This is a genomic window from Truepera radiovictrix DSM 17093 (genome assembly GCF_000092425.1).
GTDB classification, from domain to species: domain Bacteria; phylum Deinococcota; class Deinococci; order Deinococcales; family Trueperaceae; genus Truepera; species Truepera radiovictrix.
Genome location: NC_014221.1, coordinates 554,350 through 579,717 on the forward strand (window position 1 = coordinate 554,350; position 25,368 = coordinate 579,717).

19 protein-coding genes are annotated in these 25,368 nt (G+C 67.8%); 14 read left to right on the top strand and 5 right to left on the bottom strand.

Annotation, left to right across the window (positions count from 1 at the left end; translation table 11 throughout):
- Positions 1-414 precede the first annotated feature (414 nt).
- Both TRAD_RS02550 and TRAD_RS02555 read left to right on the top strand, forming a co-directional pair.
- Entirely contained in the window at positions 415-2,286 is a 1,872-nt protein-coding gene (locus TRAD_RS02550) for an ABC transporter ATP-binding protein (protein ID WP_013177022.1), read from the top strand.
- The gene (locus TRAD_RS02555) at positions 2,283-4,106 is read left to right on the top strand and encodes an ABC transporter ATP-binding protein (RefSeq protein ID WP_013177023.1); all 1,824 of its coding nucleotides are present in this window, start codon (positions 2,283-2,285) and stop codon (positions 4,104-4,106) included. Before TRAD_RS02550 ends, TRAD_RS02555 begins: the two co-directional genes overlap by 4 nt.
- 77 nt (positions 4,107-4,183) lie before the next feature.
- Here the strand turns inward: TRAD_RS02555 and pabB are convergent, their stop codons facing one another.
- Complete coding sequence (pabB, locus tag TRAD_RS02560) at positions 4,184-5,950, bottom strand: aminodeoxychorismate synthase component I (RefSeq protein ID WP_013177024.1); 1,767 nt, start codon at positions 5,948-5,950, stop codon at positions 4,184-4,186.
- Positions 5,951-5,966: 16 nt separating this feature from the next.
- Between pabB and TRAD_RS02565 the strand changes: the two genes are divergently transcribed.
- The 3 genes from TRAD_RS02565 to TRAD_RS16470 all read left to right on the top strand — a co-directional run bounded on the left by TRAD_RS02565 (position 5,967) and on the right by TRAD_RS16470 (position 9,588).
- Positions 5,967-7,040, top strand: a complete 1,074-nt coding sequence (locus TRAD_RS02565) for a threonine aldolase family protein (RefSeq protein ID WP_013177025.1) — start codon at positions 5,967-5,969, stop codon at positions 7,038-7,040.
- Complete coding sequence (locus TRAD_RS02570; protein ID WP_013177026.1) at positions 7,037-7,867, top strand: shikimate dehydrogenase; 831 nt, start codon at positions 7,037-7,039, stop codon at positions 7,865-7,867. Before TRAD_RS02565 ends, TRAD_RS02570 begins: the two co-directional genes overlap by 4 nt.
- A 740-nt stretch (positions 7,868-8,607) precedes the next feature.
- Positions 8,608-9,588, top strand: a complete 981-nt coding sequence (locus TRAD_RS16470; RefSeq protein WP_013177027.1) for a hypothetical protein — start codon at positions 8,608-8,610, stop codon at positions 9,586-9,588.
- A 353-nt stretch (positions 9,589-9,941) separates the two neighbouring features.
- Here the strand turns inward: TRAD_RS16470 and TRAD_RS02580 are convergent, their stop codons facing one another.
- Both TRAD_RS02580 and TRAD_RS16205 read right to left on the bottom strand, forming a co-directional pair.
- Complete coding sequence (locus TRAD_RS02580; RefSeq protein WP_013177028.1) at positions 9,942-10,811, bottom strand: metallophosphoesterase; 870 nt, start codon at positions 10,809-10,811, stop codon at positions 9,942-9,944.
- 1,058 nt (positions 10,812-11,869) lie between these two features.
- Positions 11,870-12,040, bottom strand: coding sequence for a hypothetical protein (locus TRAD_RS16205; RefSeq protein WP_185095190.1), 171 nt, complete (start codon positions 12,038-12,040; stop codon positions 11,870-11,872).
- A 35-nt stretch (positions 12,041-12,075) separates the two neighbouring features.
- Here TRAD_RS16205 and TRAD_RS16210 point away from each other — a divergent pair, with 35 nt between their 5' ends.
- Both TRAD_RS16210 and TRAD_RS02590 read left to right on the top strand, forming a co-directional pair.
- Positions 12,076-13,107, top strand: a complete 1,032-nt coding sequence (locus TRAD_RS16210; protein WP_221401641.1) for an InlB B-repeat-containing protein — start codon at positions 12,076-12,078, stop codon at positions 13,105-13,107.
- Between the two features lie 151 nt (positions 13,108-13,258).
- On the top strand, positions 13,259-14,791 hold the full coding sequence (locus tag TRAD_RS02590; protein WP_013177030.1) for an acyl-CoA mutase large subunit family protein: 1,533 nt from the start codon (positions 13,259-13,261) through the stop codon (positions 14,789-14,791).
- On the opposite strand, the gene TRAD_RS02595 is transcribed toward TRAD_RS02590, so the two are convergent.
- The gene (locus TRAD_RS02595; protein WP_013177031.1) at positions 14,788-15,825 is read right to left on the bottom strand and encodes a hypothetical protein; all 1,038 of its coding nucleotides are present in this window, start codon (positions 15,823-15,825) and stop codon (positions 14,788-14,790) included. The genes TRAD_RS02590 and TRAD_RS02595 overlap by 4 nt on opposite strands.
- Complete coding sequence (locus TRAD_RS02600; RefSeq protein WP_013177032.1) at positions 15,822-16,523, bottom strand: hypothetical protein; 702 nt, start codon at positions 16,521-16,523, stop codon at positions 15,822-15,824. The genes TRAD_RS02595 and TRAD_RS02600 overlap by 4 nt, the downstream gene beginning before the upstream one ends.
- A gap of 303 nt (positions 16,524-16,826) precedes the next feature.
- Between TRAD_RS02600 and TRAD_RS02605 the strand changes: the two genes are divergently transcribed.
- The 7 genes from TRAD_RS02605 (at position 16,827) to TRAD_RS02640 (ending at position 25,323) form a co-directional block, all read left to right on the top strand.
- Positions 16,827-17,873, top strand: a complete 1,047-nt coding sequence (locus tag TRAD_RS02605; protein WP_041947108.1) for an AfsR/SARP family transcriptional regulator — start codon at positions 16,827-16,829, stop codon at positions 17,871-17,873.
- 274 nt (positions 17,874-18,147) lie between these two features.
- Positions 18,148-18,354: a hypothetical protein gene (locus TRAD_RS02610; protein ID WP_013177034.1), complete on the top strand. Its 207-nt coding sequence runs from the start codon at positions 18,148-18,150 to the stop codon at positions 18,352-18,354.
- Positions 18,355-18,686: 332 nt separating this feature from the next.
- A complete protein-coding gene (locus tag TRAD_RS02615; RefSeq protein WP_013177035.1) occupies positions 18,687-19,550 on the top strand; it encodes a glycosyltransferase family 2 protein in 864 nt (287 codons plus the stop codon).
- Positions 19,551-19,612: 62 nt separating this feature from the next.
- The gene (locus TRAD_RS16215) at positions 19,613-21,961 is read left to right on the top strand and encodes a glycosyltransferase (protein ID WP_013177036.1); all 2,349 of its coding nucleotides are present in this window, start codon (positions 19,613-19,615) and stop codon (positions 21,959-21,961) included.
- Positions 21,958-22,794, top strand: a complete 837-nt coding sequence (locus tag TRAD_RS02630; protein ID WP_013177037.1) for a polysaccharide deacetylase family protein — start codon at positions 21,958-21,960, stop codon at positions 22,792-22,794. The genes TRAD_RS16215 and TRAD_RS02630 overlap by 4 nt, the downstream gene beginning before the upstream one ends.
- The gene (locus TRAD_RS02635; RefSeq protein ID WP_013177038.1) at positions 22,787-23,896 is read left to right on the top strand and encodes a GNAT family N-acetyltransferase; all 1,110 of its coding nucleotides are present in this window, start codon (positions 22,787-22,789) and stop codon (positions 23,894-23,896) included. The genes TRAD_RS02630 and TRAD_RS02635 overlap by 8 nt, the downstream gene beginning before the upstream one ends.
- A gap of 122 nt (positions 23,897-24,018) precedes the next feature.
- Positions 24,019-25,323 (top strand): lipopolysaccharide biosynthesis protein, encoded by a 1,305-nt coding sequence (locus TRAD_RS02640; protein WP_013177039.1) that lies wholly within the window; start codon positions 24,019-24,021, stop codon positions 25,321-25,323.
- Positions 25,324-25,368: the final 45 nt, after the last annotated feature.

Consider the following 25,368-nt stretch of genomic DNA (forward strand, 5'->3'; position numbering starts at 1 on the left):
GTAGCTTTGACCATCCCCGTACCCTCCACCCTCCGCGCGCGTGCTGGCGGCGCCGTCATCCCGGCCGCCGGTGCTCGGTTGCAGAGGAGGTCTGCCCCGTCGTAGCCCTTTAGCGTCAGCGCTCTAAGGCCGTGGGAGACCCCAACCCCACGGCCTTTTTTCGTGCTCTTTCGCCTCGGAGCCGGCCGCCTGGGACGAGAGGCCCACCGAGGAGACGCGATGAACACGCTGCACGCCCACCCAACCCCCTTTTTCATCTTGCCCCTTAACCGACGCACCTCGCGTGCTGGCGCCGAAACCTCTGCAGTGTCGGCGGGTGCCACCTCCCCCGAAAGGCCGAGGCGTTTGCTGCCGGTGCTGGCTACCCTCGAGCGACAACCTCCGACCCGAACGCGTACTGAATGAGGTTCTAAAATGCTCCCCTCCGCTCCAACCCCCAAAGCGCCGCCGCTAAAGCGCTACGGCGCGCTCCTCGGGCGCTACCTCCGCCCGCAGGGCCGCAAGGTCGCCCTCATGGCGACGCTCTTGCTGGCCAGCATCGGCTTGCAGCTCGTCGTGCCGCAGATTTTACGGTTTTTCATCGATACCGCCGAAGCGGGTGGCGCGCTAGACGCCCTCGTGCGCGCAGCGCTCCTCTTTTTGGGCGCAGCTTTGGTCAACCAACTCTTGAGCGCCGCCGCCACCTACTACGCCGCCGACGTCGGTTGGAGCGCGACCAACGCCATGCGCGCCGACCTCGCGCGTCACGCGCTGGGGCTCGACCTGAGCTTTCATACCGCGCGCACCCCCGGCGAGATGATCGAGCGCATCGACGGCGACGTCACGGCCCTGGCGAACTTCTTCTCGCAGTTTTCGGTGCGGGTGTTGGGTGGGGCGCTCATGCTGCTAGGCATCCTCGTCATCTTGTGGCTCGAGCACGCCGGGGTCGGCCTCGCGCTGACGCTCTTCGTGGGGTGCGTCTTCGGCGCGCTCTACTTCACCCGCAACGTGGCGGTTGCTGCCACCCGCGACGAGCGCGAAGCCAGCGCGCAGCTCTTCGGCTTCGTCGAGGAGCGGCTCTCGGGTTTGGACGACCTACGCGCCAATGGCGGCGGGGCGTACACCATGCACGCCTTTAACCGCGTCGCGCGAGAGTTCTTCTATAAGGGCCGCCGCGCCTGGATGAAGCGCTCGACCATCTGGATGCTCTCGTACGGCATGTTCACCCTGGGCGACCTGATTACTTTGGGTGCGGCTATCTACCTCTACAGCACGGGCGCGGTGACGCTCGGCACGGCCTACTTGTTCTTCCAGTACATGCTGATGTTAGAGGCCCCGGTCGAGGAGATCACCCAGCAGATGCAGGAGCTCCAGAAAGCCGGGGCGGGAGTCGCCCGCATCGACGAGCTGTTTGCGTTAAGGAGCGAGCTGCCGAGAGGGCGCGCGTTGCCGCTCCCCGAGGGGGCGCTCGGCGTGAGCTTCGAGCGCCTGAGCTTCGCCTACGGCGACGCGCGCATCTTGGACGAGGTGAGTTTCCGCCTCGAGCCGGGTAAGGTGCTCGGGCTCCTCGGCCGTACCGGCAGCGGCAAGACCACCCTGACGCGCCTTCTCCTCCGGCACTACGACGCGAGTGCTGGGTCGCTCCGCCTGGGACCTCTCGGGGGCGGGGTCGAGGTGCGCGACATAGACCCCGACGTGCTCCGCCGCCGTATCGGGCTGGTCACCCAAGAGGTGCAGCTCTTTCACGCCTCGGTGCGCGACAACCTGACGTTTTTCGATCCGACCGTGCCGGACGAACGCATCACCGCCGTGCTGCACGACCTGGGTTTAGGGTCTTGGCTGGCGGGGTTGGAAAACGGTCTGGATACCCTCCTCGCCGCAGGCGGTAGCGGCCTCTCAGCGGGGCAGGCGCAGCTGTTGGCGTTCGCGCGCGTCTTTCTCACAGATCCCGGTTTGGTCATCCTGGACGAGCCCTCGTCGCGCCTCGACCCGGCGACCGAAGCGCTTTTAGAGCGCGCCGTGGACAGGTTGCTGGCGGGCCGAACGGCCATCATCATCGCCCACCGCCTAAAGACCGTGCGCCGCGCCGACGACATCTTGGTGTTGGAGGGCGGCCGGGTGCTCGAGCACGGCCCGCGCGCGCGGTTGGCCCGCGACCCCCGTTCGCGCTTCTATCGGCTGTTGCGCGCGGGTGGGGAGGGCTCAGGGGCGACGTTGCAGGCGTCCCTCACGGCGCGAGACGACCCGAACGAGCTAGACGACCCTTTCGGCGCCGAGTTCGAGGGCGCGACCAAGGAGCTGGCATGAGTACGCAGACCGCTTCACGAGCCCCGTCCCAGACGGCAGGGCATCCCTCATGGACCACCGCCCGCTTGATGCGGCGGCTCCTGGGCTACCGCACGGGCTACTTCGGGCTCAACATCATTCTCTGGATCCTCATCCACCTGACGCCCGCGGCGTTTCCGGTGCTTATCCAGGGCCTTTTCGACGCGCTCGCCGGCGCATCCCCCTTCGGTCTAAACGCCTGGAGCTTTCTGGCGCTGCTGACCGCTCTAAACCTCGGGCGCATCGGGCTCTTTTTCGCCGGCATCTGGACCTGGGCGACCTACTGGCACGAGCTGAGCTTGCTCTTACGCCGCAACCTCATCGACCACCTCGTGCGCGCACCGGGGTCGCGGGTCCTGCCCGACTCGCCCTCGGAGGCGGTGAGCCGCTTTCGCGACGACGTCGATGAGGTGACGCTCTACGTCGAAAGCTGGGTGGACTTCGGCGGGCTGGCCCTCTACGCCGTCGCCGCCGCCGCCCTGATGGCGAGCGTAAACCCGTCCATCACGCTCCTCGTCTTCGCTCCGCTCATCGGGATGGTGCTCCTCACGCGCGCCTTTACGGAGCGCATCCGCCACTACCGCCGCCGCAGCCGCGCGGCGACGGGGCGCGTCACCGACTTTATCGGCGAGACCTTCGCGGCGGTGCAGGCGGTCAAGATCGCGGGGGCCGAGGACCGAGTGGTGCGGCACTTCGAGGGGCTCAACCGCACGCGCCGCGCCGCGGCCCTTAAAGACGTCCTCTTGACCGAGGTCTTGCGCGGCGTCAACGTCAACATGATGACGATCACTACCGGCATCATCTTGCTCGTCGCCGCTGGACCGATGCTGCGGGGGAGCTTTTCGGTCGGCGACTTCGCGCTCTTCGTGGCCTTCTTGCCGCGCCTGACGAACGTCATGGCCTTTATGGGCGACCTGCTGGCGCAGCACAAGCGCACGGGAGTGTCGTTCGAGCGGATGCAGTGGCTTTTGCAGGACGCGCCGCCCGAAAAGCTCGTGGCGCGCGACCCGCTCGATCTGCGGGGTGAGGTGCCAGAGGTGCCGCAGCCGCACCCCGAGCCGGGTGAGCAGCTGGCGAGGCTCGAGGTGCGGGGCCTCACCTGCCACCACCCCGGCACTGCAAACGGCGTGACGGACGTTACTTTCGCTCTGGAGCGCGGTTCGTTCACGGTTATCACCGGGCGCGTCGGCAGCGGCAAGACGACCCTGCTGCGCGCGCTCATGGGCCTCCTGCCCAAGGCGTCGGGGGAGATCCTCTGGAACGGCCAGCCGGTTCAGGACCCCGCGTCGTGGTTCGTGCCGCCCAGAAGCGCCTACACCGCGCAGGTGCCGCGCCTGTTCTCCGACACCCTGCGCCACAACATCCTGATGGGGCGCACCGGCGACGGGAGCGCGCAAGTCCTGCAAGACGCGCTCGAGCTCGCGGTGATGACGCCGGACGTGCGGCGTTTGGAGCACGGCCTAGACACCCCGGTGGGCACGCGCGGCGTCAAGCTCTCGGGCGGGCAGGTGCAGCGCGCGTCGGCGGCGCGGATGTTTTTGCGCGGCGCGGAGCTGCTCGTCTTCGACGACCTCTCCTCGGCGCTCGACGTCGAGACCGAGCAGCGCCTCTGGGCGCAGCTCTTCGCCCGCCGAGCGACCTGCTTGGTCGTCTCGCACCGCCGCGCCGCCTTGGAGCGCGCCGACCACATCGTCGTCTTGGAGGGCGGGCGCGTCGCGGCACAGGGGACGCTAGCGGCGCTGCTCGAGGCGTCGCCGGAGATGCGGCGGCTCTGGGCGGAGGAGGGCGTGGGCGAGGGCTAAGGTTGCCACTAGGGGTCGGAAGCCTCGCGTTCCTCGGTTACGGCCGGACGCTCACCGGGTCGCGCGGTGGGGATGGCTCAAGGCGGTGCGCCCGCCTCCGCTGCGCCGAAAGACCGTCTAAAGGCGTTTTGAAGCTGCACCTCGACCCAACCGTGCACGCTGTTGACTAGCCAGACGCGGGAGGCGTCTAAGAGGTCGTGCTTAAACAGAGGGCGCTCGGTGATCTCACCCGCCTCGAGCAGCTCGGCGCGAAAAGTCCCGGCGAGCAGGCCGGCCTCGCGCGGCGGGGTGAGGCGCTCGCCACGGCGTTCGACGACGAGGTTGCCGATGGTGAACTCGGTGAGCTCGCCGCGCCCGTTCCACAAGAGCACGTCGAAGGCGTCCGGAAAGGCGCGGCGGTGACGTGCGTAGACCTCCCGGTGGGTGGTCTTGTGGTAGAGGAAGGGGTCGCGGGGGTCGATGGGGGTGCGGGCGAGGGCGACGGGTGGTCGTTCCGGCGGGGGCGCGTAGGGGGTGCTCTCGACCGCGACGCCGCTGTGCGAGAGGCGCGCCCGCACGCGCCGCCGCTCACCGCGAAAGGCCTCGGCGTGCGCCATGAGGGCGCGCTGCAGGGCACGCGCGTCGAACGCGACGCCGAAAAAGCGCGCCGAGGTCTCCATGCGCCGTAGGTGCCGCGCCAGCAGGGTGTAGCGCGCCCCGTCCCAGAGGAGGGTCTCGAGCAGCTCGACCTCGGGGCGCGGGCGGGTGATGGCGGCGGCTTTGGTTGCCAGCTCCTCGTACTCGGCCTCCGCCCGCGCGTCGTAGGTGACGCCGCTCCCGACGCCGTACTCGGCGCGCCCGTCGGGGGTAACGACGAGCGTGCGGATGGGGACGCTAAAGCGCATCTCGCCGTGGGGGGTGACGAAACCGATCGCGCCGCAGTAGACGCCGCGAGGGGTAGTTTCAAGGCGGCGCAGGAGCTGCATGGTGCTGACTTTGGGCGCGCCCGTGACCGACCCGCAGGGGAAGAGCGCCCGGAAGAGCGCCCACAGCGTCGGCCGCTCCGGGAGGTCGGCGGTAACCGTCGAGGTCAGGGTGTGAAACGTCGGGTAGGTCTCGAGGCTTAAAAGCGCTGGCACCCGCACCCCGCCGGGGCGCGCGAGCTTGCCGAGGTCGTTGCGCAAAAGGTCGACGATCATCACGTTTTCGGCGCGCTCTTTGGGGCTCGCCAGAAGCGCCCGCTGCTGCGCCTCGTCCTCCTCCAACCAGCGCCCGCGCGCCGCAGTGCCCTTCATCGGCCGCGCCGTGACGCGCGTTCCGCGCACGCTAAAAAACAGCTCGGGGGAGAGCGAGAGGAGGTGCGCCTCGCCGAGCTCGAGGTAGCTCGCGTAGGGTGGTGCGTGCACCCGCCGGAGCGCTTCGTAGAGCGCGAAGAGGTTCTCGGAGGAAGGCTCGCGCACCCGCCCGCGCAGCCGCACCGTGTAGTTGGCCTGGTAGGTCACGCCGTCGGCGATCGCCCCTTGGATGGCGGCGACCGCGCGGGCGTACGCTTCGGGCGAGGTGTCGAGCGCCCAACCGCCCATTCGGCTCGGCGGGCGCGCTGTCAAGGGGGCGCTCCCCGTCGGCGCCTCGTAGAGGCCGAACCAGACGAGCGGCAGCGGGCCGGGGGGGTGCGTCCTGAGCGCCTCGTCGAAAGCGGGCGCCGCTTCGTAGGCCACGAACCCTGCCGCGTAGAGTCCCCCGCTCACGGCCCGCTGCACGGCCGCGAACGCCCCCGCGACCTCGCCGAGGCGGTCCGCACGGATGACCTCCAGGGGGCGCCCAAAGACCCGCCGCGGTCCAGGGGAGAAGTCGAACACCAGCACGGGTGTATCGTAGCCTATGCCGAGGCGACCGAATGACGCCCCCACTGACGCACGCCCTATCGACCGCCGCCCCATCGACCTACGCTCCGACACCGTCACCCGCCCGACCCCCGCCATGCGCCGCGCGATGGCCGAAGCGGAGGTCGGCGACGACGTCTACGGCGAAGACCCGACGGTCAACCGCCTGCAGGAGGTGCTCGCTGAGCGCGCGGGCTTCGAGGCAGGGCTCCTCATGCCCACGGGGACGATGAGCAACCAGGTGGCCATCGCCGTGCACACGCGCCGCGGCGAGGAGGTCATCGTGCCGGAGGGGGCGCACGTCTACGAGTACGAGTTGGGCAGCATGGCGGTCGTCAGCGGCGCGCTGCCGCGCACCATTCCGGCGCCCTTGGGCGTCCCCGAAGCGGCGGCGGTGCGCGCGGCGGTGCACCGCAGCGTCCACCAGGCGCCGACGGGGCTGATTGTCCTCGAGAACACCCACAACCGAGCCGGCGGGACGGTCGTGCCGCTCGGGCGCTGCGCCGAGATCGCCACTGTTGCCCGCGAGGAGGGGCTGCCGCTCCACCTCGACGGCGCGCGCGCCTTTAACGCGGCGGCGGCCCTCGGCGTCTCGCTCGCCGAGGTCTGCCGCGGTTTCGATTCGGCCTCGCTCTGCCTCTCCAAGGGGCTCGCCGCCCCCGTCGGGACGGTGCTGCTGGGTTCGACGGCTTTTATCCGCGAGGCGCACCGCTACCGCAAGCTCCTAGGCGGCGGGATGCGGCAGGCCGGTGTGGTCGCGGCGGCGGGGCTGGTCGCCCTAGACGAGATGAGCGCGCGGCTCGCCGAGGACCACGCGCGCGCCCGCGCGCTCGCCGAGGGGCTCGTGCGCCTAGGCGTCTCGGTCGACCTCGCGGCGGTGCAGACGAACATGGTCTACCTCACGGTGCCGGACGCGCCCGCCTTGGCGGCGCGCCTCGCGCGCAAAGGGGTGCTCTGCGGGGCGCTAGGGCCGCAGAGCGTCCGCATGGTCACGCACTACGAGATCGGCGATGACGACGTCGCGCGCACCCTCGAGGCGGTCGAGGCGTGCCTCGAGGAGGCGCGGGTGTGAAGCGGGCCTTTTTGCTGGCGGGGTCGGCGAGCTACACGCTGAGCCCGGCGATGCACAACGCCGCCTTTCGGGCCCTCGGCGCCAGGGCGCACTACGAGGCGCTGGCGCTCGCGGCCGCCGAGCTGCCCGAGGCCGTGGCGCGTCTGCGCGACCCCGGGTGTCTCGGCGCCAACGTCACCATCCCTCACAAGCTGGCCGTTGTGCCCCTGCTCGACACCCTCAGCGAGGCGGCGCGGGCGACCGGGGCGGTCAACACCATCGTGAACCGCGGCGGCGCGCTCGAGGGCCACAACACCGACGCCGCGGGGTTTATGCGGGCGCTCAAAGAGGACGGCGGCTACGACCCGGCGGGCCAGGAGGTCGTGCTGCTGGGCGCGGGCGGTTCGGCGCGGGCGGTGGCGTACGCCCTGTTGCGCTCGGGCGTGGCGCGCCTAGCCGTCTACAACCGCACGCTAGAGCGGGCGCACGCCTTGGCAAGGGCGCTTGGGCCCTACGGCGAGCTCGAGGTGCTCTCTCCAGCACAGCTGAAGGGGCGCGTGCGCAGCGCGGCGCTGCTCGTCAACACTACCTCCGTGGGGCTCTCTGGGGTGCAGGAGGGGGCGTCGCCGCTCCCGGAGGACGCGCTGCCCCGCGCCATGGTGTGCGACATCATCTACCGGCCGCCGCAGACGACGCTCCTTAAACGCGCCTCGGCGGCCGGGCTCGCGGTGCAAAACGGGTTGCCGATGCTCGTCTACCAGGGCGCCGAAGCGCTGACCCTGTGGACTGGTCTGCCAGCGCCCGTCGCGGTCATGCGGGCGGCGGCCGAGGCGGCGCTGGCCGCTTAGTGGCGGCCGTTCGGCGCCCGTCGGGTATCGCTGGTGTGGTTGGTGCGACATCTGCCGGTTGGGTGTGAACTACCAATACCTCTTAGTGCAACACCCCTCGAGGGGTGTAGGTGTCATTGGGAGCGCTTGGCGACGTGTGCGCGCCGCCGGTCAGCTGGTGCTCGCTCAACTACCGCCGTGGTGCTTTCTGCTCGTCATGCACTCTTTCTGCATCATACTCATCTTGTGTGACCGCTCACCTTTGCGCCCTGCACCTTGGAAAGCGCCTCTATGCTCCACGCTTGTATGAGAGATGGGTGGCCGACCCAGGAAGTTCTCTACGCCCGTGCAGGTAAAGAAAAGTTTCGCCTCGCCTCATAAAACTCACATATGGCCTTAACAATTTTAATTGTAGCGCAGGATAAGTTTGCCTCCGCTGAGCGGGTGGCCTCCCCTCGAGCAACCCACGGTGCCCTTAAAGCCTGTGGTGCGCGCACCTTGACCGCGTAGGTCCTCAAAGGGTGCTTAGGCCTGACCGGGGCGGTTTCTGGTCACACTTCCTGAAGCTGAGCAGCGGAGAGGACAAACACTTGAAACGTACGGCGAACCCCAAGGTGGCGCGCAGTAGCTGGGCAGGCGTCCTGACCCTCATTAGTCTTCTTTTTTTAGCGGCCTGTAGCAGCGGTTTAGAGCGCGAGCTTCCAGTTGAGTTGGCGCCGACAAATAGCAGGAGCGAGTGGCACAGCCGACTTTTAGCCAGCATGGAAAGGACGGGTATCGCGCCCGAGCTCGACCCCGTGCGGATGGCTGACTCCGGCGATCTCTACGTCTACGGCCGGAACATGAACCACTACCTAACGAGCCTGATCCTGGCGTACCGGACGACGGGGGACCGGCGTTTGGTGCAGCAGATCGACACGGTGATGAACCGGATGCAGGGGACGCTGCGCGACACCACCGGCGACGGCTTTCGCAACTGGCGCTATCTCAGGAGCGGTTCGGGTAGCTTTTACGGACGCGACACCCACGAGATGGACGAGATGATGACGCACTCAGTGGTGGCGGCGGCGGCCTACACGCTGCGGCAGGCGGGCTTTAACAGCAGCGCGGACTTCTGGACGAACTACCTGCGCAACGACTTCGAGGCCAAGTGGCGTCGGCGCAAGGGGGTGCGTTCGGGCTTTCCGTTTTTGACGCGCAACCTGATGCACCCGTACGTGCAGTGGATCCGCTACCACCACTACATGGGGAAGCTGACGGGCGACAGCGGCTACACGGCCGAGGCGCGGCGGATGGCGCGGATCGTGGAGAACAACATGCGCAGCGTCAACACGCCGTCGGGGACGGGGTACGTGTGGGACCACCGGGTACAGCTCTCAGGGCGAGCGAGCAACGGTTGCCAGCCGATGGTGTACGTGCGGCTGACGACGCAGGGGCTAGCGGACCTGGCGACGCAGGGGGTGTTCAGCAACACCTTTATGCAGCGCGTGGCCAACGGTATGGCCCATGTCGGCCTCAAGAGCACCGACGGGCAGCTCGCGGGCAACATCTGCGGGAGCGGAACCTATAGCAACCGCAGCGCTGTACGAAACTTCCCCTACGCTCAGATCGCCTCGTGGGATCGCTCAGGCCGTCTGCGTACCGCGGCTGAACGCGTCTACAACGCTACCGAGCGTCATAACCTCTCCCAGCCTCGGCTGTACAATCTCCCAGCAACGATGGTCTTTACCTTGGGTCGGTAAGACGCCCCAGTCAACGCCACGAGAAAAGCTGATGGGCCCCGCAAGGGGTCCTTTTCGTTGCACCTTCAGAAACAGGGCAGTCCGGCGTGGGCTGACGGTGCTTGAGGAGGAGCGCCCTGGAGGTCTTCGGGGCGATCTCACTCAAAAAATTTAGATTTGACTAGCGGGTAAACGTAAAAACCCAGAGCACCAGCACTGAGGCGGGGCTTGTAGGGTGCAGCAAGAGAAACCGGCATGGCGATCTGTTTGGGGCACCGGTTGGAGCCTCATGCACGTTCGGGATGTTTCGCATTTAAGCCGTACCGAACTTCGGTTCTAATTCGGCACAGCGGCTCCGAGGACCCGAGAGGTCCTCAAACCTTTTGGGCGGTCAGCGTAAACAACGTCAGTTCCGGCAAGCAGTTGAGCCTCACCGGCGCGACGCTGCACCCGAGCCCGCGCGTCACGTAGAGCCGGTTGCCCACCTTGCCGTGCCCCCGCACCCAGTCGTCGGTGTAGACCTCTCCGTCGCGCAACCAGGTGAGCAGAGACCAACCGGGGCCGAGGGGGAGCCTGACTTGTCCCCCGTGGGTGTGCCCCGCGACGGCGAAGGGCGCTGCGCACGCCGGCACGTTCGCAAACGAGCTCGGATGATGCATCATGACGATGCGTGGCGCCCCCTCGGGAACCGCCGCGAGGGCTTTCTCGGGGTCGTCGTGCCCCGGGGTGTGGGTGCCGATACCCACCAGATAGAGCGCTTCACCCGCTTCATTTTCGAGGCGCACCGCTTCGTTTTCGAGCACCTGCACGTCTATCTCCTCCAAAGCCGAGGTGAGGCGCCTAGCGAGCTCGAGGTCAGGTGTATCTTTCTCGGTCGGCATGGCGTAGTCGTGGTTGCCCAAAACGGCGTAGCAGGGTAGTCCAGCATCCGTAAGAGGGCACAGCAGTTCGGTGACGGGTTCGATGGCCCGCGCGGTGTCATGGATGAAGTCGCCGGCAATGAGCACGAGTGCGGGGCGCTCCTCTAGGACGCGCTCGACAGCTCGGCCCACGGTCGAGCGGTTGTCGCCGAAAAGTCCCACCTGAAAGTCCGCAAGGAGTGCGACCGTTGCCCCCTCCCAACTCGCGGGAAGCCCCGGCACGTGCGCCTTGTGCCGCTCCGTGACGAGCATGCGGGGCTCGATAAGGGCTTGGATGACGCCGATCACGAACAGTCCGACGACCAAAAACACCCAGGGTGTCATAGCACCGCTCGCTTACGCTCTAGACTCATCATTCTCGGTCAACCCCCATAGGCGCTTTTTCGGCCGAAGCTCCTCTACCTTAATACGCCGCCGTCAGGGCTTTTCAAGAGGGGTGCGGTAGGTTAAGCTACCCATTAAGGTTTTCTTAAGCTTGGGTTGGTTAGATGAGATGCCATGCAGAACAGTCCTCGGTACGGCGCACGCTGCGGGGTGGGCTGATGGCAAAAGCTATAGGGTCTTAGGAGGAAAGATGAAAAAGCGGCTTTGGTCCTTGCCCCTACTGTTGTTGGTAGGGCTCATGGGTTGCGGTGGTCCAGGGGGCCCTGATCCCAATGTTACCCCGCCACAGATCACCAGCTTTACCGCGAACCCTTCAGCTATCAGTGCCCCTGGTCAAGCCGTCACGCTGAGTTGGACGGTATCGGGTGCGGTGACGAGCCTCAATCTCTCTGCGGACAACGGTACGAGCCCCGGCGCCGTTAGCGGCAGCAGTACGGTTGTCTATCCGACCCAGAACACGACCTACACGCTCACCGCGAGCAACAGTGCCGGCTCCGCTTCCTCGTCGACCAATGTCACAATCGGGGGCAACGTCTCTCCGCCAGGTGGCGAAAACGGCTTACCTCCAACGGGTACCTTTGGCGTTTCACTCACGCAAAGCGACTTTCAAAACGACGCGGGTAGCAACATCTCGAGTCCAGATGACCCCCGCATCGTCCGCGTACAGCCCGGCGGCACCTTCTACGCACTCGTCTCCTATAGCGACCCCGGCGGGATTTCGGGCGTAAGCATCCGCATAGCCAACAGCAGCCCACCCGGCCTCGCCGCGCCCCTCGTTCAAGGCCAAGAGGTCGGTGGCTTTACGTTGGTCGGTGAGGTGGCCGGATGCGACCTCTCGGGTACGCAGACGTCCGTTAACTGCATCTACGAGATTCGCGTCGGCAACATTCAAAACATCGACCAGCTCCAGGGCTCAGGTAGCGAGTTCGCCTACGTCTTCCGCACGAACGTCACGGACAACGCAGGCAACACCTCTGATGAGGCCATTCGCGGCTACGTCATCGTAGGTAGCAACACCTCGAACCCGCCCTCGCAGCCTTCGCCCCCTTCACCTCCGTCTCCGCCTTCGCCTCCATCCCCGCCTTCACCCCCTTCGCCTCCATCTCCGCCTTCGCCGCCCTCACCCCCGTCTCCGCCTTCGCCCCCTTCGCCTCCGTCTCCGCCTTCACCCCCCTCACCTCCGCCTTCGCCCACGACCTACACGTTGACGGTCAACAAAACGGGTAACGGCAGCGGCACGGTCAAGAGCAACCCCAGTGGCATCGACTGCGGGAGTGACTGCACGGAGAACTACCAGAGCGGTACACAAGTGACCTTGACCGCCACGGCAGCAAACGGCTCGACCTTTGCGGGTTGGAGCGGTGCGTGTAGTGGTACGGGTACCTGTCAGGTCACGATGAGCCAGGCTAGAAACGTGACGGCAAAATTTGATGCAGCGTCGCCAACGCCGATGACTTACACACTGACCGTTAACAAGCCCCAAAACGGTACGGTAACCAGCACACCCCAAGGCATCAACTGCGGGGTTAACGGCAACGATTGTACAGAAGATTATACCAGCGGTACGAAAGTCACGCTGTCAGCCAACCCTGCTACAGGCTACAAGTTCGACTCTTGGGGCGGCGCTTGCAGTGGATCAACTTGTGAAGTCACGATGAATGCTGCGACAACCGTCTCTGCCACTTTCAGTGCGGTTCCTCAAGAGCTGAACGCCGAAGCTGGCCCGGCTCGTAGATCAGCTACCGTGGGTGAAACCGTTCAGTTAGACGGAAGTGCGTCGACAGGGGCCACCACTTACCTGTGGACCATGGAGAAGCCAACGGGAAGCAACGCAACCATCAGCGGTGTAACACGCGTCAGGGCAAGCTTCGTACCGGATGTACCTGGTCAATACAAAGTCACTCTAACCGTAGGTAACGGCACCGACACTGACACGGATGAACAAGTTGTGGATGTTACCCTTCCCGCACCTGTAGCGGATGCTGGCGACGATAGAGAGGTGAAGGTCAACCAGTCAACCCCGCTTGACGCGACAGATTCCAAAAACGCTGCGAGCTTTAAGTGGGAAGTGACTACAAAGGCGCCAGGTAGTAGCCCTCAAATTGCCGAGCCAACGAAAGCCAGTACGACCTTTACTGCTGATGTTGTGGGTGAGTACGTGGTGACTCTAACTGTCTTTGACAGCGAAGGGAAACAGTCCGACAAAGACACAGTAAAAATTACCGTCATCCCGTAGCGTGTTAATACCTGCATCCTCGAGCCCCGTCACCGCGCGGGGCTCGAGCCCTTTGCCGCTTCCCAAGGCCTCGAGCCCGCGGCTGGTAGCGCGCCTTCGTACACTCGAGTAACCGTGCGGGGGCCTCTGCAGGGGCGCCTATAATGGCCCCATGACCGTCACCAAAGACACGACGGGGGGGGCCACGGAGGACAAGCTCGGCCGCCCCGGCGCCTATCCCTATACCCGCGGCATCTACCCGGAGATGTACGCCAAGGGCCGCCTCTGGACGATGCGTCAGTACGCGGGCTTCGGCTCCGCCGAGGAGTCGAACGCGCGCTACCGCTACCTCTTGAGCCAGGGCACCACGGGCCTGTCGGTCGCGTTCGATCTGCCCACGCAGCTCGGCCTCGACCCCGACCACCCGCTCGCGCGCGGTGAGGTCGGTAAGGTGGGCGTCTCGATCGCCACTTTGGACGATATGCGGACGCTCTTTCGGGACATCCCCTTGGGCGAGGTCACCACCTCGATGACCATCAACGCCCCCGCGATGATGCTCCTAGCGCTCTATATCCTGGTGGCCGAGGAGCAGGGCGTGGCCAGCGAGCGCCTCGGCGGCACCGTGCAAAACGACATCTTAAAGGAGTACATCGCGCGCGGCACCTATATCTACCCGCCGGAGCCCTCGATGCGGCTGATTACCGACACCTTCGCCTTTTGCGCTAAGAGGGTGCCGAGTTGGAACACCATCTCCATCTCGGGTTACCACATCCGCGAGGCGGGCGCTACGGCGGCGCAGGAGATCGCCTTTACCCTCGCCAACGCCAAGGCGTACGTGCGCGCGGCGCTGGAGCGGGGTTTGGCGCTCGATACCTTCGCCCCACGCCTGTCGTTCTTTTTCGCCTGCCACAACGACATCTTCGAGGAAGTTGCCAAGTTCCGCGCGGCGCGGCGGCTCTGGGCGCGCGTGATGAAAGGCGAGTTCGGGGCGCAAAACCCCAAGTCGCAGATGCTCCGCTTTCACACCCAAACGGGGGGCAGCACGCTCACCGCGCAGCAGCCCGAAAACAACATCGTGCGCACCGCCTACCAGGCGCTCGCGGCGGTGCTGGGCGGGACGCAGTCGCTGCACACGAACGCGCTCGACGAGGCGCTCGGGCTGCCGACTGACCGTTCGGCGCGCATCGCGCTGCGCACCCAGCAGATTCTCGCGTATGAGTCGGGGGTGACGCGTGAACCCGACCCCTTGGGGGGGAGCTTCTTGGTCGAGCGGCTGACCGACGAGCTCGAGGCCGAAGCCGAGGCGCTTATAGCGCGCGTTGAAGACCTAGGCGGTTCGGTGCGGGCGATCGAGGCGGGGTTTATCCAGGAGGAGATCGAGGAGGCCGCCTTTCGCTTTCAGCGCGAGGTCGAGACCGGCGAGCGCGTCGTCGTGGGCGTCAACCGTTTCCGCTTGGAGCAGGAGGAGGGGGTGCCCATCCAGCAGCTCTCCGCCGAGACCGAGGGGCGGCGCGTCGAGGAGGTGCGCCGCTACCGCGAGGGGCGCGATGACGCGCGGCTCGAGGCGGCCCTGCGCGCGCTAGCGGGGGCCGCCGCGGGTGACGAGAACCTCTTTCCCTTCGTGCTCGACGCCTTTCGCGCCAAAGCGACGCTCGGCGAGGTGTGCGGCGTGCTCCGCCGGGTGTGGGGCGAGTATCGGGGTTAGGCGTTCGCGCTGGGCTCGGGGACCTGAGGCGCCGGATAGACCCGCACGGGGCGCCGCTCGCTGGCGCGCACGAGCTTGACGATGGTTTCGGTAGTGGCCTCTAGGTAGGAGCGGCCGTCGGGCAGGTAGCTCTGAAGGTCGAGGTAGCCCCCCGGCCCGGTGTGGTCCATGGGGCCCATCGGGATGAGCTCGATGATCCCCCGCGCTTTGGCGCTGTTCCACGGCGAGGGGATAAAGGGCCAGCGCCCCGGGAAGAAGATGTTGCCGAGGCGTTGCACGTTGTCGCGCGTCCCGTAGAGGTGATAGAGCCGCTCCAGGCTCAGCAGGCCGGGGTCGGCGCTCATCACGCCGCCCAGCGAGATGACCGACACGGGCGCCCCCGTGATTTTCTTGAGGTGCGGCGCGGCGCCGACGGCGATCTGACCACCCCCCGAGTAGCCGATGAGGATCACCGGCGTGTCGGTGCCGTGAGCGCCGGCGCGGTAGCCGTGCCGCCGAAGGCCCCCCAGGATCATCTGCGCCGAACCCTGGTTGTACATGGGGCCGTAGCGGCTGTCGGCGGAGACGGCGACCTGCCAGAGGTTGCGGAGGTTGATGAGAAACCCCGCCAACCCGGGGCCGCTCAGTTTGCGCCGCAGCGCCCAGCGCCAGAAGCGGGCGAAGACCCTCGAGCCGGTCAGCGGTTGCGCGGTGACCGAGTAGGGGAAGAGGTCGTCGACCAGCGCCACTTCCGGCAGCGCCCGTTTGAGCCGCGCCAAAAAGGCGATCTCGCGCTCGGCGAAAGCTTCGCCGGAGACGCTGTTGATCCCCGACAAGAAGACGACGTAGTGCGAGCGGGGGGCGCCGTCGGGCGTCGGGGGGAGGTCGGGAGCGTGCGCCGCGGCGTCGCTGACGTTGAGCCCCACCTCCGTTTCGTCCGCTTCGCGGCCGTACCACCCCGCCCACCAGCCGAGCGCCTCGAAGGGGGAGAGCACGCCGGCGAAGAGAAAGACCACCGCGGCGAGCGCCAGGAAAAGGAGCAGCTCGGGGATCACAGCCGCCTCTTGCGGCGCCGCGGCGCGCGAGCAGCCCGCGAGCGGGTGCTGTAGGGGTTTTGCGGCAGCTCGAAGAGCTCCCGAAGCTCGCGCTTGGAGGTCGCTAACGGCGCCCCCGCGATGCGCCGCCGCAAGAGGCGCGCCCCCGCGATGATGGGGCGACCGACGGTGCGCTGCACGACCTGCAGCAGCAGCCAGCCGAGGGCCGTGCACGCAAACGCCTGCGCGAGGGTGAGATCCAGCGCCCCCCGCACCGCCTCGAGGATGGCCAGCAGGCTCCACACCCCTAGCGACAACCCGATGGGGTTGCCGAAGTAGGGGGTGAGGACGAAAAACGAGAAGAGGTAGGGGGCGTAGCCCAAACCGACGGTGCGCAGGATCGTTTCGAAGGCCACGCTGCGCCCGAAGACCTGCGTACCGACGAGCCAGATGCTCGCGCTCAGGAAGAGAAACGAAAACCCGTAGAGGCTGGCTGACAGGAGGAGCGAAGCGACGAAGCGGCGGGGTTTGACCCGCGCGGCAAAGAGCACCACGCACTGCCCGAGCGCCTCGGAGAGCCCCGCGAGGAGCACGACGGTCAGCGCCACGCGCAGCCCATGGGGCGAGGTTTGAACGGCGACGAAGATGCGTTCGTCCAAACTCAGGGCGCGCCCGACGGTGTCCCAAAAGGTGGGGGCGTCGGCTAGGGTGAGCCTCACCCCTCTACTCTAAACCAACCGCCTCGTGCCTAGCCTGGTCGCTGCAGGTTGGGGGCGCTCGCAGCAACGCTCCGCGTGGTGAAGCTTCTTACACAGCTCTACGGGGCCTTTCTTTTACGCTGGTACGGCACGCCCAGGATGAGCGGGTGTGAGGGTGGGTGGCGCGCCCTTGGGGGGCGCTTGGCCCACCCCACCCGCAGCGAGGGGCGGTGAGAGCGGACGTAAGGGGGGTGTAGCGCGGTGGAGGTGCGGGTAGAGCGGAATGCGTGGGATGCGCACGGGGGCACGGTAAGGCTGTGCCTGTTGGGGGCGCCCAGGTTGCGCTGCGGCGCCGAGACGTGCGATCTCGACGCCTCTCGGCCCTCGTTGCTGCTCTTTTACCTCGCGCTGCAGCCTGGTTGGCTCCGCCGCGACGAGCTTGCCTTTTTTCTGCGCCCCGACGTCGACCGCGAGACGGGGTTGCAGTACCTGCGCAAGCTGCTAAGTAGCGCGCGCCGCCTGCCTTGGGCGGTGGGGCTCGACGTCGAGGCCGAACGGGTGCGGTGGCGCGTCGACACGGACGTCGCGCGCTTTTGGCGGGCGCACGGTGAGGGGCGCTGGTTCGAGGCGCTCGAGCTCTACCGCGGCCCGCTGCTGCAGGGGATCGAGACCCCCTTCTCCCCCGGTTTGGAGACCTGGTTGGAGAGCGAGCGCGAGGCGCTCGAACACGCTTGGGCGGGGGCGACCTTGCACTACGCCGCCGATCAGGAGGCCTCGGGGCACTACCGCGAGGCGGCGGCGGCGGCGCGCAGGCTCCTCGAGCGCGACCCCTTTAACGAGGACGCGCTCGGGAGCTTTGTGCGTAACGCCTACCTGATGGGGCAGCGCGAGGTGGCGTTAAGGGCGGCGCAAGCATTTGAGGAGCGCTTGACGCGCGAGTTCGGCCTCGCTTTGACGCCGACGCTCAGGACGCTCGTCGACGACGTCCGCGCGGGCCGACCCCTGCAGCAGCGGGCAGCGGCGCCGCGCTACGGGCGCCGCCGCAGCGACCGCACCGGCGTGGAGCGCTCGAAGCAGGCGCTCCTCGGTGAGCTCGTGCAGCTGCTCGCGACGCCCGATTCGCGCCTTTTGTCGATCAGTAGCCCCGAGCGCGGGGGGGTCACGCTGCTCCTGGCCAAGCGGGTGCCGGACACGCAGGTGGCGCTGCTGGCGGTGCTCGACCTGGCGGCCAAGCTGCTCGCCGAGGGGCGCCGCGCGCGCGCGCTAGGGCTCCTGCTGATCGTCCTAGACCATCCGTCGTGCAGCGCTGCTCTGCGCGAGCAGGTGCAGGCGCTCTGGCCGGGGCTCGAGGCGCAGCTGCGACCCAACTAGGCCATCCCGGTCGATAGCTCAACCCGAGCGGCTTGCGCAGCGCGAGGGCGCGCAAAGCGGGGGTGTCTTTCGGCCATCGTGAACAGGGTCGGCGCTGTTTGTTAACCCCAGAGTCAACCCTCGGCGGGTGTTTCGCGCCGAGGGTTTTGCGAGCTGGGCGCGTCAACGACAACGTTCCCCATCCGGAAAGCCGTTGTTGAGAGGGTCCTAGCGTGCCTTTAAGCGCGTGGGGGCGCGTCACGCCACCGTCACACCCACCCCCTAGGCTAGAAGCATGCCCCACGCCGACCCCCTCGCGAGCTTTCTCGTCCGCGTCGTGCACGGTCCCAACGAGCTGCGCATCACCGTCCAAAATCTGCAGACCAAAAAACTGTTCGAGCTCTCCTCCTGGCACGACCTCGTGTGGGTGCTGCAGCAGCCACCCCTCGACGCGCCCGCAGCAGACACACCCGCCGACGCACCCGCGCGGAAGCGGAGGTGACGCGGTGTCGGCGCTTCGGGCGGGCTCCGTGTTGGGCGGCCTCCGTGCGGGCGACGTTGGCGCCACCGGGGTCACGGGTGGCGCTCCGCCCCTGACGGCGTCACGGCGGCGTCACGCTGCGCTGCCACAATACCCGCAGATAGGGCCGGAACGGACACGTAAGGCCGGGGGTGTCGGTCGCCCGTCCTATCGTCTTCACCGTAGCCCAACACCCGTGGTGCAACACCCGGGGCGAGCCTACCGGCGACTGATGGCGTAAGGTTCCCCTCAGGCACCTTCGCGCTGCTGGTTCCGGACACGTCTCGCACTCACTCCCGTTTAGGAGACCTCCTGTGAACGCTGCCTCCTCGAGCCGCCCCCAACGTCCCCGCGTTAGCGTCATCGTCCCCACGCTGAACGAGGCCCAGAACTTGCCGCTCGTGCTCCCCCGCATCCCCGGTTGGGTCGATGAGATCATCGTGGTCGACGGTCGCTCGACCGACGACACGGTCGCCGTCGCCCAGGCGCTCGCGGCTTCGCTCAAACCGGCGCTGCGGGTGGTGCTAGAGTCCCGGCGCGGCAAAGGGGCGGCGCTCCGCGCGGGGTTCGCGGCCGCCAAGGGCGACATCCTCGTGATGATGGACGCCGACGGTTCGACCGAACCCGAGGAGATCGGCCTCTTCGTCCGCTACCTCATCGACGGGGCCGACTTCGTCAAAGGCTCGCGCTTTATGCAAGGGGCCGGCACCGCCGACATCTCGCCCCTGCGCTCGCTCGGCAACGGCGTCTTTACGCTCATGGTGAGGGCGCTTTTCGGGGGGCGCTTTACCGACCTCTGCTACGGTTTCGCCGCCTTCTGGGCCGACGTGGTGCCGCTGTTGGCGCTCGACGGCGACGGGTTCGAGATCGAGACGATGCTCAACATCCGGGCGCTGCGGGTCGGGTGCCGCATCGTCGAGCTGCCGAGCTTCGAGGCCGAACGCATCCACGGGGTGAGCAACCTGCGCACTTTTCCCGACGGGTTTCGCGTGCTGCGTACGATTTTGCGGGAGCGCCTGAGGGGCAAACCGCTTCAGCGCTTGCGCACCGACCCCGCCGGAGCGACCTACCGCGGCCGCGGCGTGGTCCTCGAGGCTCATCCCGAAACGGCCGGGGCGAACGGCGAGCCGCGTCACCCGGTCGAGGCGCCCTTGGTGCGGGCCGCGAAGAGCTCGTAAACCGCGGCTCGCGTACCGCTGCCCTCTTCCCTACGCGTCTTCATCCCTGGACGGTGCACAGCATGCTCCCCCCCTACCCAAACCAGCCCACCGCCTCATCCTCTCAGCCCACCCTCTCGGTGGTGATCGCGGCCTTTACGGACGCGCGCTGGCCGCAGCTCCTGGCGGCCGTCGCCTCCGTCGCGGCGCAGCGCACGCCGGCGGAGCTCGTCGTCGTGGTCGACCATAACGACGCCCTGCTCGCCCGAGCGCGGGCCGCGTTGCCCGCGCACTACGCGGCGCACGCCACGCGAGAGGGCGCACCTGGCGCGCTTGTCATCATCCCCAACACCCGAGCGCGCGGCCTTTCGGGGGCGCGCAACAGCGGCGTCGCCGCCGCAACGGGCGAGATCATCGCCTTTTTAGACGACGACGCGGTCGCCGAGCCCGATTGGCTCACGCACCTCACCGCGCCCTATGGCGACCCGCAGGTGCTCGGGGTCGGCGGCGCCGTCTTGCCCGCGTGGCCAGGCGCGGCGCCGAACTGGTTCCCCGAAGAGTTCGGGTGGGTCGTGGGCTGTTCGTACCGCGGTGGGCCGCGCGCGCGGGCGGAGGTGCGCAACTTCATCGGCTGCAACATGTCGTTTCGCCGAAGCGCCCTGGCGGCGGTCGGCGAGTTTCGCGTCGGCCTCGGTCGCCTCGGCGCCCTGCCCGAGGGGGGTGAGGAGACCGAGCTCTGCATCCGCCTCCGGCAGCGCTTCCCAGAGGGGAGGCTGCTGCACGTGCCGGAAGCGCGCGTGGTTCACCGAATCGCGGCGCGGCGGCTCTCGCTCCGCTACTTCGCCGCGCGCTGCTACGCCGAAGGGGTGTCCAAAGCGCGCCTTACGGAGACCGTGGGCCGCACCGACGCGCTCGAGGCCGAGCGTGCCTACACCCGCACGGCGCTCCCCCGGGGGGTGCTGCGGGGCCTTGGCGCGGCCTTTGGTGGGGAGCTCGCGGGGTTCGCTCGGGCCGCCGCCATCGCGCTAGGACTCGGGCTCACGGCGCTCGGCTACTTCGTGGGGCTTGCTAAAGGCTATGGCCGCGCTCGAGGCACTCCCCGAGCGGCGCTCCCCGCCTCCGCTGCGGCGTTTGAACCGGTGCAGCTCGTCGACATCGACCTCAAGGGTGGCGTGCCCGACCTGCAACCCGCGCTCAGCGCGGCGGGGCGACCCTACCGGCGCGCGCTCGCCCTCGTGCGTTTTGCGGGGCGGCCTCTGGGTCTGGTGAAGCTCGAGCCCGGTCGCGCTGGCGTGAGCGCGCGGGCGTTCGGGGAGGCGATCGCCGCGCAGCTCGGCGTGCAAACCACGAGCGCGAAGCGCGTTTCGCAGGGCCTTCCCGGGTGCGCCGCAGGGGATAAGCGGTGGCCCTTTGTCAGCGTGGTGATCGCGACGCGCGAGCGCGCGCAGAGCCTCGAGCGCTGTCTGGCGTCGGTGGCCGAGCTCGAGTATCCCGACTTCGAGGTGATCGTGGTCGACAACAACCCCGCTACCTCGGCGACGCGCGAGCTCGTGGCGGCCTTTTCGGCGCAGCGTCCGGCGCTTAGGCTACGCTACGTCCGCGAGGACTTCCCCGGCGGTGCGGCGGCGCACAACCGCGGGGTGCTCGCCGCGCGCGCCGAGATCATCGCCTTTACCGACGACGACGTGGTGGTCGACAAGGGGTGGCTGAGGGCGCTCGTCGCCGGCTTCGGGGCGGCCGAGCGGGTCGGTTGCGTCACCGGTATGATCCTCCCGGCGGAGCTGGAGACGGCGCCGCAGGGCTGGCTCGAGCAGTACGGCGGGTTCAACAAGGGTTTCGAGCTGCGCGCCTTTAACCTGACCGATAGGCGCCCGCCGAGTCCCCTCTACCCCTACGCCGCCGGGATCTTCGGTTCGGGGGCGAACATGGCCTTTACCCGCGAGGCGCTCTTTGCCTTCGGCGGTTTCGACCCCGCCCTGGGGCCAGGGAGCCAGGGGGTGGGCGGGGAGGACCTGGCCGCCTTTTTCGACGTCGTCACCCACGGTTACACGCTCGTCTATCAGCCGGCGGCACTTTTGTGGCACTACCACCGCCGCGACTACGAGGGGTTGCGGCGCCAGATCTACGGCTACGGGGTCGGGTTCACCGCCTTTTTGACCAAAACGGTCGTCGAGCGCCCCGCGCGCGTCTTTGCGCTGTTGCCTTTGGGGTGGTGGGCGCTCACCCACCTCCTAAGCCCCACCTCGCCCAAAAACGCCAACAAGCGCGCGGACTACCCGCCGGAGCTGAGTCGCCTCGAGCTCCGCGGTCTGCTCTACGGCCCCCTCGCCTACTTGCGTAGCCGCTGGCGTTTGCGCGGCGTCCGGGGGCGCGGGCGGCTCGTACGGGAGGCGCCACACCCGTCACTCCCTGCGGAGCGCCTCGCCGCATGAACGTTCCCATCTTGCTCTACCATAGCGTCGCCGCCGAGGTCGCGCCCGCTTACGAGCCTTGGGCCGTGCTGCCAGAGCGCTTCGCCGAACAGCTCGCCTACGTGCGCGCGCAGCGCTACACCCCGCTGACCGTGTCGCAGTGGCGGCGCCTGCTCGAAGAGCGCGCGCCGCTGCCGCCCAGACCGCTGCTGCTGACCTTCGACGACGGGCTGCGCGACTTTTACACGACGGCCTGGCCGCTGCTGCGCGCCCACGGTTTTGCGGCGACGCTCTACGTCACGGCCGGGTACGTCGGTGGCGTGAGCCGTTGGCTCACCGCCGACGGGGAGGGGCAGCGCCCGATGATGGGTTGGTCAGAGCTCCTCGAGGTGAGCCGCAGCGGGATCGAGTGCGGCGCGCACAGCCTGACGCACCCCCAGCTCGACACGCTCAGCCGACGCGCGGCGCAGCGCGAGATCGGCGGCTCCAAGGCGCTGCTCGAAGCGCACCTCGGCTGTGCGGTGCGCAGCTTCGCCTACCCTCACGGCTACCACAGCCGAGCCGTCAAGCGCCTCGTCCAGGAAGCGGGATTTGGCTCGGCGTGTGCGGTCAAGCACGCGCTGAGCTCCCCCGAAGACGACCCCTTCGCTTTAGCCCGCATCGTCATCTACCGCGACACCGACCTCCTGACGTTCAAGCGGCTGCTCGCCGGCCACGAGCTGCGCCGCGCCCCCTTCCCCGAAAGTTGGAAGACCCGAGGGTGGCGCCTTGCAAGACGTTCGGCGCGCCTACTTAGAGGCGTTCGTGGCACCCTCGCGAAGGGCCCTCACGCGCAAGGAGGGTGGTATGGTTAACCCCACGGCGCTGCGCGTCTCCGAGCGCCCCACGCGGACGCGGCAGCTGTGCGTCGCGGGGCTCGCGGTGCAGGTGACGAGCCCCGCGCCCAGGGCGCTCTGGCTCGAGCTGCTGCAGCGCGATCCCGAGGCGTTACCCTCGCAGACACCCCTGTGGCTCGACGGCCTCTGTGCGCACAAGGGCTACCGCGACGCGAGCCGCTGCTACCGGTTTTCAGATGGGCAGCAGCTGGTGCTGCCGCTGGTGCAGCGTCAAAGCCTAGGGGCGTGGTCGCCTCAGGCCTCGCTGCCGTACGCGTGGGGGATGGGGGGGGTCGTCGCCGCGCAGGCGCTCGCTGCGCCGCACCTTCGAGCGGTGTTCGAAGACCTCAGGACGAGCCCGGCGCTGAGCACCAGCGTGCTGCCCAACCCGCGGCAGGGACCCTTGTGGGCGGCGGCCAAACCCGCGTACGTGCGGAGCCTGCCGCGCCGCGCCCACGTGCTCGACCTCGAGGGAGGGTTTGAGCGCGTGTGGCGCGAGCGCTTCTCGAAGACGACGCGCCGCATGGTGCGCAAAGCCGAAAGGCTCGGGGTCACGGTGACGTGTGACACCACGGGCCGCCTCGCTCCGGTGGTCTATCGGCTGCGCCGCGCCGCCGTCGCCCGCTGGGCGGCGCGGCAGCACGAACCCCGTTGGCTCGCGCATCTGCGCGCCGAGCTGCGCGACCCGCAGAGCAAACTCCAACACCTCGCGCGCGTGATGGGGAGCGCGCTGCGCATCTGGGTGGCGTGGCGCTGCGGGGAGCCGATCGCCGCCTCGCTCGTCCTCGTGGGCAGCAACGCCGACGACATCCTGGCGGTGATGGACGCCTCGAAAGCCGCCGCTACCGGCGCCAATGATCTCCTGCTGCGGTTGTCTATCGAGGACGCGTGCAACGCGGGGTGCCGCTACTACCACCTGGGCGAGTCGGGGGCGTCGGTCGGCCTCGCGCGGTTTAAAGAGCGTTTTGGCGCCCACGCCTACCCTTACGAGGAGTTTTACGTGGAGCGTCTGCCGCTCAACCAGCTCGACCGTGGCCTAAGGGGCGCCGTAAAACGCGTGATTGGATTTCGGGATGTCTAACGTTGCTCGGCGGTTACGCGGCTGGCGCCGCGCAAAAGGCGTAGGCGTCGTGGGGGGGGCGCTCGGCGCCGCTCGTCTAGAGGCGCGCTCTTGGGCGTGGCGCGGCCCGCGCTGGAGGCGCCGTGCAAGCGTCTAAGGTGCCCGTGGTAGCGAAGTTTTGTGCGCAGCTCAAGTCGCATCTGGTGCTAAACGGTTACGCGCTCGTCTTTAGCTCGGGCGCGACCTCGGCGCTAGGGGTGGTCTACTGGATTCTAGCCGCGCGCCTCTACCCGGAGGCGACCGTCGGCCTCAACTCCGCCGCGCTAGCGGCCATGTTTTTCCTCACCAACCTCTCGCAGCTCAACTTGGTCCACGCGCTTAACCGCTTCGTCCCGTCGGCGGGGCGGAGCACGGCCAAGCTCATCGCGACGGCTTACCTTGTCAGCGTCGCGCTCGCTCTGCTGACGAGTGGGGTGTTTCTGCTCGGCATCGACCTCTGGGCGCCGAGCTTGCGGGCGCTGCGCGCCGACCCCGCTTCGGCCGCCTGGTTCATGTTTGCCACCGCCAGCTGGTGCATCTTTACGATCCAAGACGGGGTGCTCGCGGGGTTGCGGCAGGCCAAATGGGTGCCCCTGTCGACGACCTCCTACGCGCTGATCAAACTGGCCGTTATCGCCTTGGCCGCTACGCGCTTGCCTCGAGGGGGCATCTTCTTCTCCTGGACGGCGCCGGTGCTGCTCCTGGTGGTGCCCGTCAGCGCGCTTATCTTTCTGCGGTTGGTGCCGCGGCACGTCGCCGCTGCGGAAACGCGCGGCGACGGCCTGAGGGGGCGGAGCGTGGTGCGCTTTGTCGCCGGCGACTACCTCGCGTCGCTCGTCTGGATGGCGACGGTCAACTTGCTGCCGGTGCTGATCGTCGAGCGCGCGGGTGCGTCGGCGGGGGCGTACTTCTACCTGGCGTGGACGATCGCCTACACGCTCTACTTCGTCAGCGTCAACATGTGTATGTCGCTGGTCACCGAAGGAGCGCGCGACGAAGCGCGGCTCAACCTCTACAGCTTTGAGACGCTGAAGCAGACCCTGCGTCTGGTGGTGCCGATCGTCGCGGTGGTGGTCGTCGGCGCCCCCCAGATCCTGCAGCTCTACGGCAGCGCGTACGCTGCGGAGGGGGCGACGCTGTTGCGGCTCCTCTGCCTCTCGGCCGTTCCGTACGTCTTCGTCGCGGTCCGCATCAGCATGGCCCGCGTGCAGCGCAAGATCCTCACCATCTTCTGCGTCTACGGCGCGCTATGCGCCTTGGCGCTCGGTCTCACCCACGTGCTGCTCGACCGCTACGGCGTCGTCGGGGTCGGCTGGGCTTGGCTGGTTGCACAGACGCTGACGATGGGGGTGCTGCTCCTAACCGACTTGCGTAGGGCGTGGGGACCGCTGCTCGGGCGCGCCGCGTAAAGCGTTCCGGTCGTCTGGGCGGGGGGTGCGGTTCGGGTGCCGGGA